The 13,876-nt window shown below is 57.0% G+C and carries 13 protein-coding genes; 9 read left to right on the top strand and 4 right to left on the bottom strand.

Annotated features, from left to right (window positions below; translation table 11 throughout):
• Nucleotides 1-13 precede the first annotated feature (13 nt).
• From ACQY47_RS13760 to ACQY47_RS13740, 5 genes are all read left to right on the top strand, one after another.
• Entirely contained in the window at nt 14-604 is a 591-nt protein-coding gene (locus ACQY47_RS13760) for a transposase (RefSeq protein ID WP_232005437.1), read from the top strand.
• Between the two features lie 413 nt (nt 605-1,017).
• Complete coding sequence (locus ACQY47_RS13755; protein ID WP_428557266.1) at nt 1,018-1,503, top strand: hypothetical protein; 486 nt, start codon at nt 1,018-1,020, stop codon at nt 1,501-1,503.
• A 490-nt stretch (nt 1,504-1,993) separates the two neighbouring features.
• On the top strand, nt 1,994-2,590 hold the full coding sequence (locus ACQY47_RS13750) for an imm11 family protein (RefSeq protein WP_428557265.1): 597 nt from the start codon (nt 1,994-1,996) through the stop codon (nt 2,588-2,590).
• A 126-nt stretch (nt 2,591-2,716) separates the two neighbouring features.
• The gene (lepB, locus tag ACQY47_RS13745; RefSeq protein ID WP_053253754.1) at nt 2,717-3,505 is read left to right on the top strand and encodes a signal peptidase I; all 789 of its coding nucleotides are present in this window, start codon (nt 2,717-2,719) and stop codon (nt 3,503-3,505) included.
• A 75-nt stretch (nt 3,506-3,580) separates the two neighbouring features.
• Nucleotides 3,581-4,000 carry a hypothetical protein gene (locus ACQY47_RS13740; RefSeq protein ID WP_017136666.1) on the top strand — a complete coding sequence of 140 codons (420 nt, stop codon included), beginning with the start codon at nt 3,581-3,583 and terminating at the stop codon, nt 3,998-4,000.
• Between the two features lie 283 nt (nt 4,001-4,283).
• Here ACQY47_RS13740 and ACQY47_RS13735 read toward each other — a convergent pair whose 3' ends face one another.
• Entirely contained in the window at nt 4,284-4,538 is a 255-nt protein-coding gene (locus ACQY47_RS13735; RefSeq protein ID WP_017136667.1) for a hypothetical protein, read from the bottom strand.
• Between the two features lie 680 nt (nt 4,539-5,218).
• On the opposite strand from ACQY47_RS13735, the gene ACQY47_RS13730 reads away from it, so the two are divergent.
• Nucleotides 5,219-7,783 carry an autotransporter domain-containing protein gene (locus tag ACQY47_RS13730; RefSeq protein WP_428557264.1) on the top strand — a complete coding sequence of 855 codons (2,565 nt, stop codon included), beginning with the start codon at nt 5,219-5,221 and terminating at the stop codon, nt 7,781-7,783.
• Between the two features lie 1,124 nt (nt 7,784-8,907).
• Here ACQY47_RS13730 and ACQY47_RS13725 read toward each other — a convergent pair.
• The gene (locus ACQY47_RS13725) at nt 8,908-9,495 is read right to left on the bottom strand and encodes a hypothetical protein (protein ID WP_428557263.1); all 588 of its coding nucleotides are present in this window, start codon (nt 9,493-9,495) and stop codon (nt 8,908-8,910) included.
• 16 nt (nt 9,496-9,511) lie between these two features.
• Nucleotides 9,512-10,123 (bottom strand): hypothetical protein, encoded by a 612-nt coding sequence (locus ACQY47_RS13720; protein ID WP_169986733.1) that lies wholly within the window; start codon nt 10,121-10,123, stop codon nt 9,512-9,514.
• Nucleotides 10,124-10,552: 429 nt separating this feature from the next.
• Between ACQY47_RS13720 and ACQY47_RS13715 the strand changes: the two genes are divergently transcribed.
• The 3 genes from ACQY47_RS13715 to ACQY47_RS13705 are packed head-to-tail and all read left to right on the top strand — an operon-like array spanning nt 10,553 to nt 12,272.
• Nucleotides 10,553-11,233: a CsgG/HfaB family protein gene (locus tag ACQY47_RS13715; protein WP_017136672.1), complete on the top strand. Its 681-nt coding sequence runs from the start codon at nt 10,553-10,555 to the stop codon at nt 11,231-11,233.
• 29 nt (nt 11,234-11,262) lie between these two features.
• Nucleotides 11,263-11,625, top strand: a complete 363-nt coding sequence (locus tag ACQY47_RS13710) for a DUF4810 domain-containing protein (RefSeq protein ID WP_017136673.1) — start codon at nt 11,263-11,265, stop codon at nt 11,623-11,625.
• Nucleotides 11,622-12,272 carry a DUF799 domain-containing protein gene (locus tag ACQY47_RS13705; protein ID WP_017136674.1) on the top strand — a complete coding sequence of 217 codons (651 nt, stop codon included), beginning with the start codon at nt 11,622-11,624 and terminating at the stop codon, nt 12,270-12,272. The genes ACQY47_RS13710 and ACQY47_RS13705 overlap by 4 nt, the downstream gene beginning before the upstream one ends.
• 80 nt (nt 12,273-12,352) lie before the next feature.
• Here the strand turns inward: ACQY47_RS13705 and ACQY47_RS13700 are convergent, their stop codons facing one another.
• The gene (locus ACQY47_RS13700; RefSeq protein WP_428557262.1) at nt 12,353-13,741 is read right to left on the bottom strand and encodes a M10 family metallopeptidase C-terminal domain-containing protein; all 1,389 of its coding nucleotides are present in this window, start codon (nt 13,739-13,741) and stop codon (nt 12,353-12,355) included.
• Nucleotides 13,742-13,876: the final 135 nt, after the last annotated feature.

The following is a 13,876-nucleotide window of genomic DNA, read 5'->3' as shown; positions in this document are numbered from 1 at the left end:
ACTATATTTTTACATGGATACATTAGCCGTGCTTGCTGAACTGTATGGCTGTAAAGTTCACGCATTGTGCTGGATGACAAATCATGTTCACTTGTTGTTGACTCCGACCTGCTGCGCGGGGGCTGGCCTGCTTATGAAGGGGCTGGGGCAACGCTACGTTCAATATGTCAATCGAACATATCAACGTACGGTCACGTTGTGGGAAGGCCGTTTCCGCTCCTATTTGGTTCAACAAGACAACTATGTTTTAGCTTGCTATCGATATATCGAAATGAACCCGGTCAGAGCGGGTATGGTTGCTCATCCGGGCGACTACCGTTGGACCAGCTATAGGACAAACGCGCAGGGCGAGCTATCAGGCTTTATAAGCTCGCATGCAGTTTATAGCGACTTAGGTAGCGGCAGCGCGCAACGAGCCGAAGCTTACCGGTCTTTATTCAATGATCGACTTTCACCTGGGCTGATAGAACAAATCCGATCTTCTACAAACGGTAATTATGTTTTGGGCGATCAGAAGTTTGCGTCCGAGATCGCGCACGCATTAGGTAAAAGAGTTTCGCAGGGTGTGTCAGGACGCCCAAAAAAGTATGAGTTAAAAGAATAGAAGAATAGTGGTCTGACCCCTATTTTCCGTTGCAAAAGTTAATAACGGACGCAGCCCATATTCTGAGTTAAACGGAGCAATTGGGGAGGCTCGTGGCTGGAGTCAGGCTATTGAATCGGGGCAAACACCAATTTCCGGACCTGGGAAAGCGTCACTTCCAGGTGCAGATTACATTACGTATGATCCATCATCGCGATCTGTGATCGTCTGGGACGCCAAGTATCGTGCTCCTGGCGGAAGCTATCCGACTTCCTTACCAGATTCAAAGTTAAAGGCCTGGCAGTCAGAGATCATAAACTCCGTTAAAAATATGCCGGAGGGATCGGCCAAAGCAGCCGCGGAGAGCGCGCTTAAGGCTGGCAGGGTCGAAGGTCGAATATTCAAATGGCCACAGTAGGCTTGAGGTATTTAACATGAAAGAATGGTCATCGCTGTGCAAGTCAAAGGTAGGGGACGTCGTTGTTGAACGGGAGCAATGCGTTATCGCTATGGACGACGGTGCATACAAAATTTCAGACGATCAGTATTTTTTAGCTGACGCTTTTTCTGATGAGGGAGAGGAAAAACTTTGTTTGCTATCCCTCTACTGGGCCTGCAGTGAGCCTGCATTTAGAAGAGCCTACTACAGGGATGTTGAAAATGATGACATGGCCGTATGCCGGCCGCCGCCTGAATTGCTTCCAGTTGGGGCGGGGGAGACCTATAGTCAGATAAAAAATGCTCTTGGCTCTCTTGGTTCTGACAAATTTATTGAGTACGCCTCCTATCGTGTTATGTCTGATGGTGCATTTGTTCATAAGGGCTTAGAAAGCTCATTGGCTGTTTATTATTTTCGCTTGCATGATATTGTTGATGAAGAGCTGCGTTACGCGATACTGTGGAAGCTTTCTAATGTGTGATTTGATGGAGGGGAAAGGGGACGGATTTATTTAATTTTACGAGTGCTTTGTTAATTAAATAAATCTGTCCCCTTTCCGCCCTATCGAAATGAACCCGGTCAGAGCGGGTATGGTTGCTCATCCGGGCGACTACCGTTGGACCAGCTATAGGGCAAACGCACAGGGCGAGCTATCAGGCTTTATAAGTCCGCATGCAGTTTATAGCGACTTAGGTAGCGGCGCCGCGCAACGAGCCGAAGCTTACCGGTCAACATTCCTGGATCGGCTTTCACCTGAGTTGATAGAACAAATTCGATCTTCTACAAACGGCAATTATGTTTTGGGCGATCAGAAGTTTGCGTCAGAGATTGCGCAGATATTAGGTAAAGGAGTTTCGCCGAGTGTGTCAGGACGCCCGGAAAAGTGTGTGTTAAAAGTTTAAGAATGGTGGTCTGACCCCTATTTCCTATAGTGGGTAGTGAAGTTAATAAGTAGCTGGCTAGGGATTGATATGAAATATTATTTGCTGCGTCAGGATCTTTCTATTTCCGGAAAGTGGGTGCTCGGCGATGTGAGGCACGTGGATAATTGGAACTTTAGTAATCCACCCCTTAATTTCATGGAGCCTGGCAGATATACGCTCGATGTCAGGTTCGACGGCGTTGAAATTGATTATTCTCTAGCGGGCTACGCGAGTGTTCCTGTTCTGAGTGAGAGAGCTCGAAATTCACTCATAGGTTTGTCTGAAGTCGATCAAACTTATCATAATGTGGTCTTTGAGCCCGTTGATATCGAAGGGAAACACGTTTCGCAAAATTATTTTCTAATGATCATAGAAACACAAATAGATTGTGTAGATGAAGAGTCTTCAAGGTTTACAAAGTTTTCAGTGAATGATCCTGTGCGCCCAGACATGGCTGGTCAATACCGCGCGTTTTATAATTTGGCCATAGATGAGTCAAAAGTAGGTGATTTTCATATTTTTAGGATTAAAAAATATTTGGGTGCGATTGTAGTAAGCGAAGATGTGAAACTTCGATTTGAGGCAGCAGGAGTGTTGGGGGCGGTATTTGAGTCGGTTAATGGCGATAAGGTTACTGTTGCATAAAGAAAATCAGAAGAGCAAAAAATAGGCATCAGCCAAAAGAAAAAAGTGGACGGATTTATTTGATTTTTCGAGTGCTTTGTTAATTAAATAAATCTGCCCCTTTTCGCCTCTCATCAAGGATGACCAATGAAATCCAGCAAGTTCTCGCTCCTCGCCTTTCTGATGTCCTGCTTGTTTGCAGGCTGGGGGTTGGTGTACGTCGGCCGTATCAAATGGGCCATCCGGGTGGCGGCGCTGATGTATATCGGCGTTGTGCTGATGGGGGTGAGCGGGTTGGCCGCCACGCCTGTCGGGCTGTATGTATTCATCGCTTTTATCATCACGCTCAAGCTGGCCACCGCGATTGCCTCCGCTGTGCTTGCCCGCCGTTACGACGGCCCGCCAGGCCTGCCACGCAAGCGTTTCCATGTGCTCTACGTGGGTGTGCTGATCGTGATCACCTTGCTCCTATTCGAGGTGTTTCGCGCGCCGCTGCTAGGCTTCAAAAACTACTTCATACCGTCGGGCTCGATGGCACCTACGCTGTCGGTTGGCGACTACATCATCTCTGACCTGCGGCCAGGTGCGCCCAAGGTGGGCGATATCGTGGTGTACCGCTGGGACGGCACTGAGGCGGTCAAGCGCGTGGCGGGCATTGGCGGCGACACGCTGGCGATCGTCAATGGCGAGTTGATCCGCAACGGCGAGAACCTGGGGTTGTTCCATGCACCGGCCGAGCGCGTCAAAAAGGACTATTCCCTTACGCTGGCGCCTCTGCGCGTCGAGCCAGGCCATGTGTACTTATTGGGCGACAACCGCGATGTGAGCAATGACAGCCGCTTCATGGGCCAGGTGGCCGATGAGGATGTGGTCGGCAAAGTGACCGGCATCTGGTTCTCGGGTGACCTGGGGCGCATCGGTACCACGTTCCCTTGAAGAGAGATATTGGTGAGATATTGGGGTCAGAACACGTTTTTTGAATGAGCCGGCGCATATAGGTACGAGGTTCCCATGACACGTGAGGTTCAGATGGCAGGTTTAGCGGTAGTCGGATGGCGGTTGGTGCAGGGGTTGTGCCTGCTGCTGATGTTCGTCAGTGCAAGCGTTTGTATGTTGGCGTGGGGCTCCTTCGACAGCTCTACCGCCGGCGCTTTCGGAGCGGCGCTGGGCGGTTTCCTGATGTGTGGCATTGGGCTGCTGTTCGCATTTGTGTTCGAGCGCTTGCGCACGCCTCGGGCCACGGCGCGCTACATGGTGACGCGGGTGGCCGTGGTTCTGCTGCTGGCAGCGGGCGCGGTGTACTTGGCCGACGCGGTATGGCTTGCGCCTGAGCGCGACGCGCTCGACGCGAATTTGGAAGGGGCGACCTGTGGCAAGTACACCGGCACCATCGTGAAAGGCTGGGAGCAGATTTGCGCCGGGAGGAAATAGAGCAGAAAAAGGGCACGGATTTGAATGGCACTTACTTAATCTTCGTAGAGTGGCCATTTTTTCTGATTTCGGCCCTTGCCACCGAACGTTTCGGCATCAGGGTACAAAGCGGATAGAGTTATTTAAGGGCTATAAAATAAATCCGTTCCCTTTTCCCCCAGTGCATGCTTTTCACAGCGCCAAGGCTGCATAGGCGACAGGCCACTTTCACTGCCCAAGCGTGGCCCGCACCTATTCACTGCCTCACCATTAACAGGGCAACTCGTCAGCCGCCCTGTCGCGGTCAGTTGACGCTGTTAAGCCTGCGAATGATGACATCCAGCAAATCACATCCATCGCGCAGCGGTATAGCCAGTAGTTGGGCGAAGTCTTGAAGCACCACAGCATCGCTGCTGAGCTGTTCGCGGAAGGCCAGGTTTTCCAACAGTTGCGTGACGGCGCGAATCCGGTACGCGGCGGCGTCGTGGAGCACGTCGAGGGGCGCGCTGGTGTCGATAAGCAGAGCGGGGACGGTGCAGTCGTGGCCCGTTAGGGGCATGTATTGGTTCATTTTCAGTACTCTGTTAGTGGATTAAGCCACCACGCATTCGTCGCCAAACGAATGGGTGGCAGCTGTACGCAGGTTGGCGAACCGGAACAGAGTAACCGGCAGACCCGAAGGTCTCCCGCGCACAGCCGCCATAACATGCACAGCTTTGCGGGTGCAAAAACACCTGCATGGAAGCGGGTTGCTTTTGCACTCTGTTGTCAGGTCGCCAAACCTGATCGCCATATGGGCGACGGGCCGGACTATAAGCCCCCCACCCAAACCCACGCAAGGCACCAACGCCCTGACCCAACCTCCTTTCGCCTATCCCCAACCCCACCATCCCCAACGCATTCCGCCGTCCGCTCACGGATATCAGGCAAACCCTCGGTAGTTTGGGGAAGTTTCCTACCGCAAAAGGAACCATTTCCCTCAAGCCTGGGTCTTTACCCCGCCCACCCGCAACCGGTCGGGCTGCATGGACTGCAGCGTTTTAAAACGACATTAAGGATTAATGTGAACTTCGCCTCCCCATTCCCTTGTCTGCCACCACCGACTGCGGTGCGATTGCCCGCGCCTGTGGTTCAGCAAAGTGCCTTGGGGAATGCATTCGGATCATCTGATCCCTCGCTCAGCACACCTACAGCCGCCGGGCGTATTAGCGGCTTTGACTGTAGTTCATGGAGTTTGAAATGAAGCGTAAGCGGTTCCAGAAAACCCTGCTGGCCCTGATGGTCAGCGCAGGCGCCGCGCATGTTACAGCGGTGGAATTCGACGTGAGCAGCGGCCAGAACAAGTGGAAAGGCCAGGTGTTCAACGAGCCTGTCACCTTGGTCGGGTCGCGCAATGTGGTGGCCACCCAGCGCAATGTCGATGGGGCCAGTGTTGCCGAGACCAATGTTCAGGGTTCGCTGATCAACCGTGCCGACTACAACATTGATGGCAGTGGCCTCAACATTCGTGGTTTTGTGGTGGATGGCGCGCTGGACTCTGATCTGCGTGCCCGTGGCGGCACGATCACCGGTGATGTGATCCAGGCCGGTACGATCAGGCTGACCAACCAGACCTGGGCCGAAGGTTTTGAAGTGGGCGCCGCGAACATCGGCGGCAGCGTGATCAACTCCGGAACTATCGTCGCCGTTGACGTGCCGGGGTCGTACAGTGACGGCGAGGGCATGTACCTCAATGGTACGACCGTCGGTGGTGACGTGATCAACTCCGGCCTGATTGATGTCACTTCCATCTACGGCTACGGCCTGATCCTGGACACCCATAACAACATGCCGGTGACCGTGGGCGGCAAAATCCTCAACTCCGGCACCATCCGCGTCACGGGTGAAGAGGCGTTGGGCATTGAAGTTGAAACCGACACCAGTGACCTGCGCATAGAAAACAGCGGTGTGGTGACGGTCAACGGTGGCATGGCCAGGGCCGTACAGTTCAACTCCGGCACCTTCGATTACTTGCTCAACACCGGCACGATTGAAGCCAACGGCGCCAATGCGGTGGCTGTGCATCTGACTGGGGCGACCTTTACCCAGAACCCGCAGTCGGGCGCGCGCGGCGTTATCAACCGTGGCCTGATCAGTGCCGACAGCACCGCGATCCTGGTCGATGCCCGCGACCAGACTTCGCCGTTCGAGATCAACCAGCAAGCAGGCGAGATCCGCAGCAAATCCGGCACGGCCATCGACGCCGCCAACCTTGCCACGTTGAACTGGACGGGCGGCAAAATCACCGGCGACCTGCTCAACCTGAGCGCGGTGAATGTCGCTGGCCAAGCTGATTTCGCCGGCCAGCGCATCATCGCGCCGGTGTCGATCAATTCCGGCTCGCTGAACCTGGCCGCGCCCGGTACCACGATCAGCGGCAACCTCAATGTGGCCAGCGGCGCGGGCATTGATATGCACCTGGCCGACAGCGTGGTACCGACCACGCCGTATCTGTCGGTTAACGGCACGGCTAATTTCGCTCAGGCGTCGAAGCTCACGGTGAGTGCGCAGCCAGGCGACTTTGCGCATACCAATAACGGCACCCAATACACGCTGTTGCAGGCCACCAGTGTGCAGAACAACGGCCTGTCGGTTGCCAGTTCGTCATCGCTGCTCAACGTGCTGAGCTACTCGGCGGATGCGCAAACGGTCAAGGCTGTCGTCGCAGTTAAAGACAACCAGCAAGTGCAGCAGGAACTTGCCGGTGCAGGTGCCAGCGCCGCAGCGGCCACGGCGGTGAATACGTTCAAGAACGATGTGCTCGGCGGGCTCAACCAGAACGACCCAGTGTTCCAGTCTCTCGCCAACGCCGGGACTGCGCAACAGCTTGCTCAAGTGAGCGAGCAGCTCAAGCCGGACGTCAACCGTGGCGCGCTGGATGTGGCGTTGTCGGGGCAGACTGTTATCAATGGCGCAATCTTCAACCGCCTTACCGACCAGCGCGAAGGCCATCAAACCGGCGGCGTGTGGGTGCAGGGTTTGAGCAGCAACATGGACCAGGATGGGCGCGGCGGTAACAACGGTTACTCGGCCAACAGCAGCGGCATGGCCGTGGGTGTGGACGGGCGTTTGAACGACACCACCACCCTGGGCGTGGCTTACAGCTACCTTAATTCCAACATCCATTCGGACCTGGGCAACAAGACCGATGTGGAGGGCCACGCGCTGTCGCTGTATGGCAACTGGGCGCTGCAAAACTGGTTTGTGGATGGCAGCCTCAGCTACGGTCATAACGACAACGACAGCAAGCGCCATGTGGCGGGCACCACGGCCAAGGGCAGTTACGACAGCAACGTGTTGGCAGCCAGCGTGATCGGCGGCTACGGCTTCAAGCCGTCGCAGGCGGTGGTGATCGAACCGCGCGTGGCGGCGCGTTATGCCAACGTGCGCATGGACGGCTACGACGAGAAGGGTTCTTCGGCGGCGCTGAGCACGCGTTCGCAGCGTTATGAAGTGGGTGAGTTGGGCGCCGGTGTGCGTTTGGCCGGCAACTTGCCGATGGGCGCAGGCAGCCTGCAACCGGAAGCGACTTTGATGGCCTATCACGACCTGATGGGTGATCGCGTCGCGCAAACCTCCAACTTTGTGGCGGGTGGTGCGGCGTTCACCACCACCGGCGCGTCGGTGGCGCGTGACAGCTACGAGGCGAGTGTGGGCGTGAACTACCAGGTGTCGGACTTCACCGTGGGCGCCAGCTACACCCGCCAGGCGCGCAGTGGCTTTGACGCCGATGGCGTGATGCTCAAAGCGCGTTACGCGTTCTAAGCCTCAGCGCCAAACCCCTGCGGGAGCGGGCTTGCTCGCGAAAGCGGCGGGTCAGTCGATACATGTATTGGCTGACACACTGCAATCGCGGGCAAGCCCGCTCCCACATTTGGATGTGGGTGTTTCAGGTAGCTTGGGTTGGCTTTCAGCTCAGCTGTCGACAGTGCGTTACGCGCTCCAAGCCAACACCACCGAACCCCTGTGGGAGCGGGCTTGCCCGCGAAAGCGGCGGGTCAGTCGATACATGTATCGACTGACACACTGCTATCGCGGGCAAGCCCGCTCCCACATTTGGATGTGGGTGTTTCAGGTAGCTTGGGTTGGCTTTCAGCTCAGCTGTCGACAGTGCGTTACGCGCTCCAAGCCAACACCACCGAACCCCTGTGGGAGCGGGCTTGCCCGCGAAGGCGGCGGGTCAGTCGATACATGCATTGGCTGACACACTGCTATCGCGGGCAAGCCCGCTCCCACATTTGGATGTGGGTGTTTCAGGTAGCTTGGGTTGGCTTTCAGCTCAGCTGTCGACAGTGCGTTACGCGCTCCAAGCCAACACCACCGAACCCCTGTGGGAGCGGGCTTGCCCGCGAAGGCGGCGGGTCAGTCGATACATGCATTGGCTGACACACTGCTATCGCGGGCAAGCCCGCTCCCACATTTGGATGTGGGTGTTTCAGGTAGCTTGGGTTGGCTTTCAGCTCAGCTGTCGACAGTGCGTTACGCGCTCCAAGCCAACACCACCGAACCCCTGTGGGAGCGGGCTTGCCCGCGAAAGCGGCGGGTCAGTCGATACATGTATCGACTGACACACTGCTATCGCGGGCAAGCCCGCTCCCACATTTGGATGTGGGTGTTTCAGGTAGCTTGGGTTGGCTTTCAGCTCAGCTGTCGACAGTGCGTTACGCGCTCCAAGCCAACACCACCGAACCCCTGTGGGAGCGGGCTTGCTCGCGAAAGCGGCGGGTCAGTCGATACATGTATTGGCTGACACACTGCAATCGCGGGCAAGCCCGCTCCCACATTTGGATGTGGGTGTTTCAGGTAGCTTGGGTTGGCTTTCAGAACAACTGGCGCCAGTGCGGCATGCATTCCAATCCAACACCACCAAACCTCTGTGGGAGTGTTTGTCAGAACAACTTGCGCTGCACGGCCTCATCCAGCGTGCTGCGGGTCAGTGCTTCAACCACTTCTCCGGTATTGGCCTGGAACGGGATGCCTACGATCAGCACCAAGTGCATCCACGTGCGCACCGATTCGCTTTTCTTGACCCGGCCCAGTTCTTTGCCGTCCTTGTCCTTGAACACGGTTTCCAGGGTGAAGGTGTTCTTCGCGGTGGACGGGATGATGAAGAACGTGACGCCGGTAATAATCGCCGAGGCCATGCTGAACTGTTCGTTGTTGTACAGCGTGGCGTCAACGTAGATGTCCGAGTCGACCTTGTCGGTGCTCACCCGTGCAAAGCGGTTGGACTGGCGGAACCCATCGGCCACGGTTTTTTCCCACAGCGCCGCCGGTGCGCCGGCCGTGGTATTGCCGGGGCCGCCGTTGACTTGGCTCAGCGCCGTGGTGCGCACGTAGGCGGTGGGTTTCTGTGCCGGTGTGCTGGCGGTCGGCGGCCAGGTTTGCACGGCTGGCAATTCGTGTTGCGAGTAGGACACGCAACCGGTCAACAAGACGGCGGCGAGGACCAGGCTGTGTTTGATCAACCCTTTCATGTGTTGCTCCCTGAAATTACGGTTTGGCCAGTTTGGCAGTGGCGGTATCGAGCAGTTGCGCGACCAGTTCGTTCAACTGTTTGGCGCCCATGGTCGGGGCCCAGTATTCGCGGCCGTAGAGGCCCACGTTGCGTTCAAACTTGACCTCTTGCTTGGCGCTCGCCAGTTCCTTGCCGTCACGGTCGACAATCACCAGGTCGCCGGCCACGTCGAAGGTGTCGACGAAAATCGGGCCGTTGACCCAGATCCAGATCGTCAGCGTCAGCAGCGCGCCAGGCACGTAGGCGGGGTGAACGCCACGGTGGCCTTTGAGGGAGGTCATGTTGAATTTCAACGCGACGTCGTTTTCGCCAAGGCGCACCGGGTACTCAGTGACCTGCTTGAAGTAACCCGCCGTGCGCACGTACTGGTTGAGTTGGGCCGTGAGCGAACGGCTGATCGCAGTTTTATTGGCGTCGTTGACGTCGGCGGCGCTCACTGTCACATCAGCGACTTGCGCACTGCGCGGGCTGCTGACGGGGGCCGGGTGGAGCGGGGCGCCGATGGGGCCGGTGACGGTGTAAGAGACGCAGCCGGTCATCGACAGCGTCGCGAGCAGGGCCGCAGCCCGAAGGAGGGTTTTCAACACGCAATATCCCTATTTAATGAACAAGCCAAGCCAATGTCTCGACCGATGGCTGTGTAACTTGAGGCGGGCGCGCAGCGTAACAGAATGCCGTTGAGCGGCGAACGCCCCCGCAGCAGCGAAACCGCTTGAGTACACAGGGCAACCCCGTAAAATGCCGCGCACTGGATACAAGGCATTTTTCAAGGATGAATCAAGCAATGCGCCTCTCTGCTTTTCTCCCTGCCACCCGCCTCACCGCGGGCCGCACGTTTCAACCGCACTGCTGCGAGGCAGTCACCCTTCCTGATACCGCTATTGGCGGGCTCGACACTTTCCATGTTGAGGCTGCGTGCAAACGCGCGCGCGTTTTCAGCAAAATCTGATTGCCGCGACTTCGTTGATAACTTACATAACAGCCCTTTGCGCTGGTTTCACCTCTAGGAGCACTCTGTGAAAACACTGTCCAAAATTCTGCTGTCGGGCCTCACCGCCGCAGCGCTGCTGAGCGTGGCCGGTTGCGCCACCGAGAGCAACCGTGCGATGCCGGTGGAGCAAGTTGCCAGCGCCAGCGTGGCCTATTCCGGCGTACGTGTACCGATTGCCGTGGGCAAGTTCGATAACCGTTCCAGCTACATGCGCGGCATCTTCTCCGATGGCGTTGACCGCCTTGGCGGCCAGGCCAAGACCATCCTGATCACCCACCTGCAGCAGACCAACCGCTTCAGCGTGCTGGACCGCGACAACATGGGCGAAATCTCCCAGGAAGCCGCGATCAAAGGCACCGTGCAAAAGCTCAAAGGTGCTGACTACGTGGTGACGGGCGACGTGACCGAGTTCGGCCGCAAAGAGACCGGCGACCGCCAGTTGTTCGGCATTCTCGGCCGTGGCAAAACCCAAGTGGCTTACGCCAAAGTTGCGCTGAATATCGTCAACATCAGCACCTCCGAAGTGGTGTATTCCACCCAGGGCGCCGGTGAGTACGCGCTCTCCAACCGTGAAGTCATCGGTTTTGGCGGCACTGCCAGCTACGACTCCACGCTCAATGGCAAGGTTCTGGACCTGGCCATGCGCGAAGCGATCAACCGCCTGGTAGACGGCATCAACGCCGGCGCCTGGAACCCGCGCAACTAATAACAACAACGCCAAGGAGCACTACACGGATGAGCAAGGCAGTTAAGTTGGCGCTGATGCTGACAGCAATCGCGACGGTCGCCGGGTGCCACACGGCGCCCCAACCCCTGTATCAGTGGGAAAGCTACCAGCCGCAGGTTTACGAGTACTTCAAGGGCGAGCCCAAGGAAGCGCAGGTGGAAGCCCTGGAACGCGATCTGCAAAAGATCAACGCCAGCGGCCGCAAGGCCCCGCCGGGTTACCACGCGCACCTGGGCATGCTGTACCTGAGCATGGGCAAGGATGACCAGATGGTGCAGGAGTTCCGCACCGAGAAGGCATTGTTCCCTGAGTCCGCTGCGTACATGGACTTTTTGCTGAAAAACGCCAAGGCTGGAGTTGCCACTAAATGAACCTGTTAAAACTCACCGGCGCCTTGCTGGCCCTGGCATTGCTCGGCGGCTGCGCGGCGCCCAAGACCATTGATTACACAGCGTTCAAACAGGCTCGGCCGAAGTCGATCCTGGTACTGCCACCCATCAATGAGTCGCCGGAAGTGCAGGCCTCCTACAGCCTGGTTTCGCAGGTCACCTACCCGTTGGCCGAAGCCGGTTACTACGTGTTGCCGATTGCTCTGGTGGACGAAACTTTCCGCCAGAACGGCCTGACCACCGCCAACGATATCCAGGGCGTGGCGCCGGGCAAGCTGCATGACATTTTTGGTGCGGACGCGGCGCTGTACATCACCATCAGCGACTACGGCACCAAGTACATGCTGATCTCCAGCGACACCTCCGTGACCGCCTCGGCCAAGCTGGTGGACCTGCGCACCGGCACCACGTTGTGGACCGGCTCGGCACGCGCTTCCAGCGAGGAAGGCAACAACAATGGCGGCGGCCTGGTGGGCATGCTGGTCTCGGCAGCGGTCAAGCAGGTGATCAACAGCTCCACCGATGCGGCGCACCCGATTGCCGGTATTGCCAGTGTCCGCCTGCTGTCGGCCGGGCAGCGCACCGGCATTTTGTATGGCCCGCGTAACCCGAAATACGGCACCGACTAAGTACCTGTTCAACCGTGAACAGCCTTTGCTGACCGCTCGGGTCTGCAAAGGCTTCGCGGGTTGGGTGTCACGCGTTGCCGTCAGTTTACAAGCACATCCGGTGGCCTGATCACTTGCGTACTGGTCACCACGAAGTCTGCTGTGCGGTTGCCGGTCAAGTCGATGGCGATGAAGTGGCGCTGGGTCTGCGGGTTGAAGCCCACGATCGCGTCGCCGATACGCCCGCTGAACGCCTGGACGGGCTTGAATCGCGTGTTGGACCTTCGCTCCAGCCCGCGCAGGTCAATCTTGTCGGTGCCGCTGGTGAAATCCATGATGACATCGGGGTTTGCAGGCGTGGAGTCGCTGGCGTGGTTATAGACGAAACTGTCGGCGCCGCCGCCGCCGCGCATGCGGTCCGCACCCGCCCCACCGGTGAGCCGGTTATCGGCGGCGTTGCCGATCAGCACATCGTGGCCTGAGCCACCGATAGCGTTTTCGATAAGGCAGTTGCGGGCGATAGAGACGTTGCCCTGATAACCACCTACGTCGGAAAACGAGCCATCTCTCAGATTGATCGTTTGGTTATTGCCGTAACCCGAGAAGTCCAGCGTGTCATTGCCGGCGCCATCCCATACGCAAAAAATAGCGGCGTCCTGATGGCTTCTCAGGGAGTAGTGGTCCCTGCCGGTGTTGGAGTTGAAACCGTAGATGTTGTTTTCTCGGCGGGTTTGATAGTTGGCGCCGTACTGGTGCTGGATAGCACTGATGTCATCCATCATGGGAGCCAGCGGCCTGCCCTCGAAGTGTTTGCCACTGCTTTGGGCAGGGTAATAGCTCATGACGGTATGGGCTTTAGAGTCTTGGGCATAAAACCGTTTGGCGTCGTCTTTTTGGCCGTTGTAAGTACCGGGGTGATTCAGGCCGAGCGTGTGACCGATTTCGTGGGTTACGGTGGGGCGTGTCACAAAGCCCGGTTGATAGCGGGTATCGCCAGCGATGCCGTTTTTGTCGTTGCTATAGGGGTAGTAGCCGTCGGCAACTATCACATTATTGGAAATACGGAAGGCCAGCCGTCCTTCTGCCGGGCCGCCGTTTTCAGTGAACGTCAGGTTCGCCACATCGCCCCAGGACTGGATGGCGCGCCGTGCTTCTTGTTTCTCGTAGTCGTTGAATCCAAGACCCTGTTCATAAGTGAAGTTGTAGGAAATCTCGGTCCTGTTGTTTTGGTTTCGGTCCTGCCATTTCCACCTGCCACCCGTCAGTTGCTCAACGGCCTGACGCTGATTAAATGACGGCCTGTCGGCTCTACTTGTGTAGGGATCATCCGAGCGTTGAGTCGGGTCATAGTTGCCCCCATTGCCGCTGAGAGAGCGGGCAACCGGGGCGTCCCAGCGGCGGTGTGCAGGGCTTTGGGCTGACTGAGCGCTGCTCGAATAAGGCTTGTACATCGGCGTTACAGGATTAATTCTCAAGATCGTTGTTCTCACGGGGTATTGGCACTTTTCCTTCTTGGTGAGGCAGGCAGGTTCCCTTTTGCCTAGTGTGAAGTTGCCAGTGTTGGCGTCACTTTCCAAAGCCCGATGTGTGTCCGAGTAAGTCGTTTTTCTTGCAGGTAAAGTGTT

It is taken from the genome of Pseudomonas edaphica, assembly GCF_965277385.1.
GTDB lineage: Bacteria > Pseudomonadota > Gammaproteobacteria > Pseudomonadales > Pseudomonadaceae > Aquipseudomonas > Aquipseudomonas edaphica.
The sequence above is the reverse complement of the archived record's forward strand: the minus strand, read 5'-3'. Positions and strand labels throughout refer to the sequence as shown.

Excerpts from the sequence above, each read along its gene's own strand:
- ACQY47_RS13760 (WP_232005437.1), top strand. The coding sequence starts at position 14 with ATGGATACATTAGCCGTGCTTGCTGAACTGTATGGCTGTAAAGTTCAC.
- ACQY47_RS13755 (WP_428557266.1), top strand. The coding sequence starts at position 1,018 with ATGAAAGAATGGTCATCGCTGTGCAAGTCAAAGGTAGGGGACGTCGTT.
- ACQY47_RS13750 (WP_428557265.1), top strand. The coding sequence starts at position 1,994 with ATGAAATATTATTTGCTGCGTCAGGATCTTTCTATTTCCGGAAAGTGG.
- lepB (WP_053253754.1), top strand. The coding sequence starts at position 2,717 with ATGAAATCCAGCAAGTTCTCGCTCCTCGCCTTTCTGATGTCCTGCTTG.
- ACQY47_RS13740 (WP_017136666.1), top strand. The coding sequence starts at position 3,581 with ATGACACGTGAGGTTCAGATGGCAGGTTTAGCGGTAGTCGGATGGCGG.
- ACQY47_RS13735 (WP_017136667.1), bottom strand. The coding sequence starts at position 4,538 with ATGCCCCTAACGGGCCACGACTGCACCGTCCCCGCTCTGCTTATCGAC.
- ACQY47_RS13730 (WP_428557264.1), top strand. The coding sequence starts at position 5,219 with ATGAAGCGTAAGCGGTTCCAGAAAACCCTGCTGGCCCTGATGGTCAGC.
- ACQY47_RS13725 (WP_428557263.1), bottom strand. The coding sequence starts at position 9,495 with ATGAAAGGGTTGATCAAACACAGCCTGGTCCTCGCCGCCGTCTTGTTG.
- ACQY47_RS13710 (WP_017136673.1), top strand. The coding sequence starts at position 11,263 with ATGAGCAAGGCAGTTAAGTTGGCGCTGATGCTGACAGCAATCGCGACG.
- ACQY47_RS13705 (WP_017136674.1), top strand. The coding sequence starts at position 11,622 with ATGAACCTGTTAAAACTCACCGGCGCCTTGCTGGCCCTGGCATTGCTC.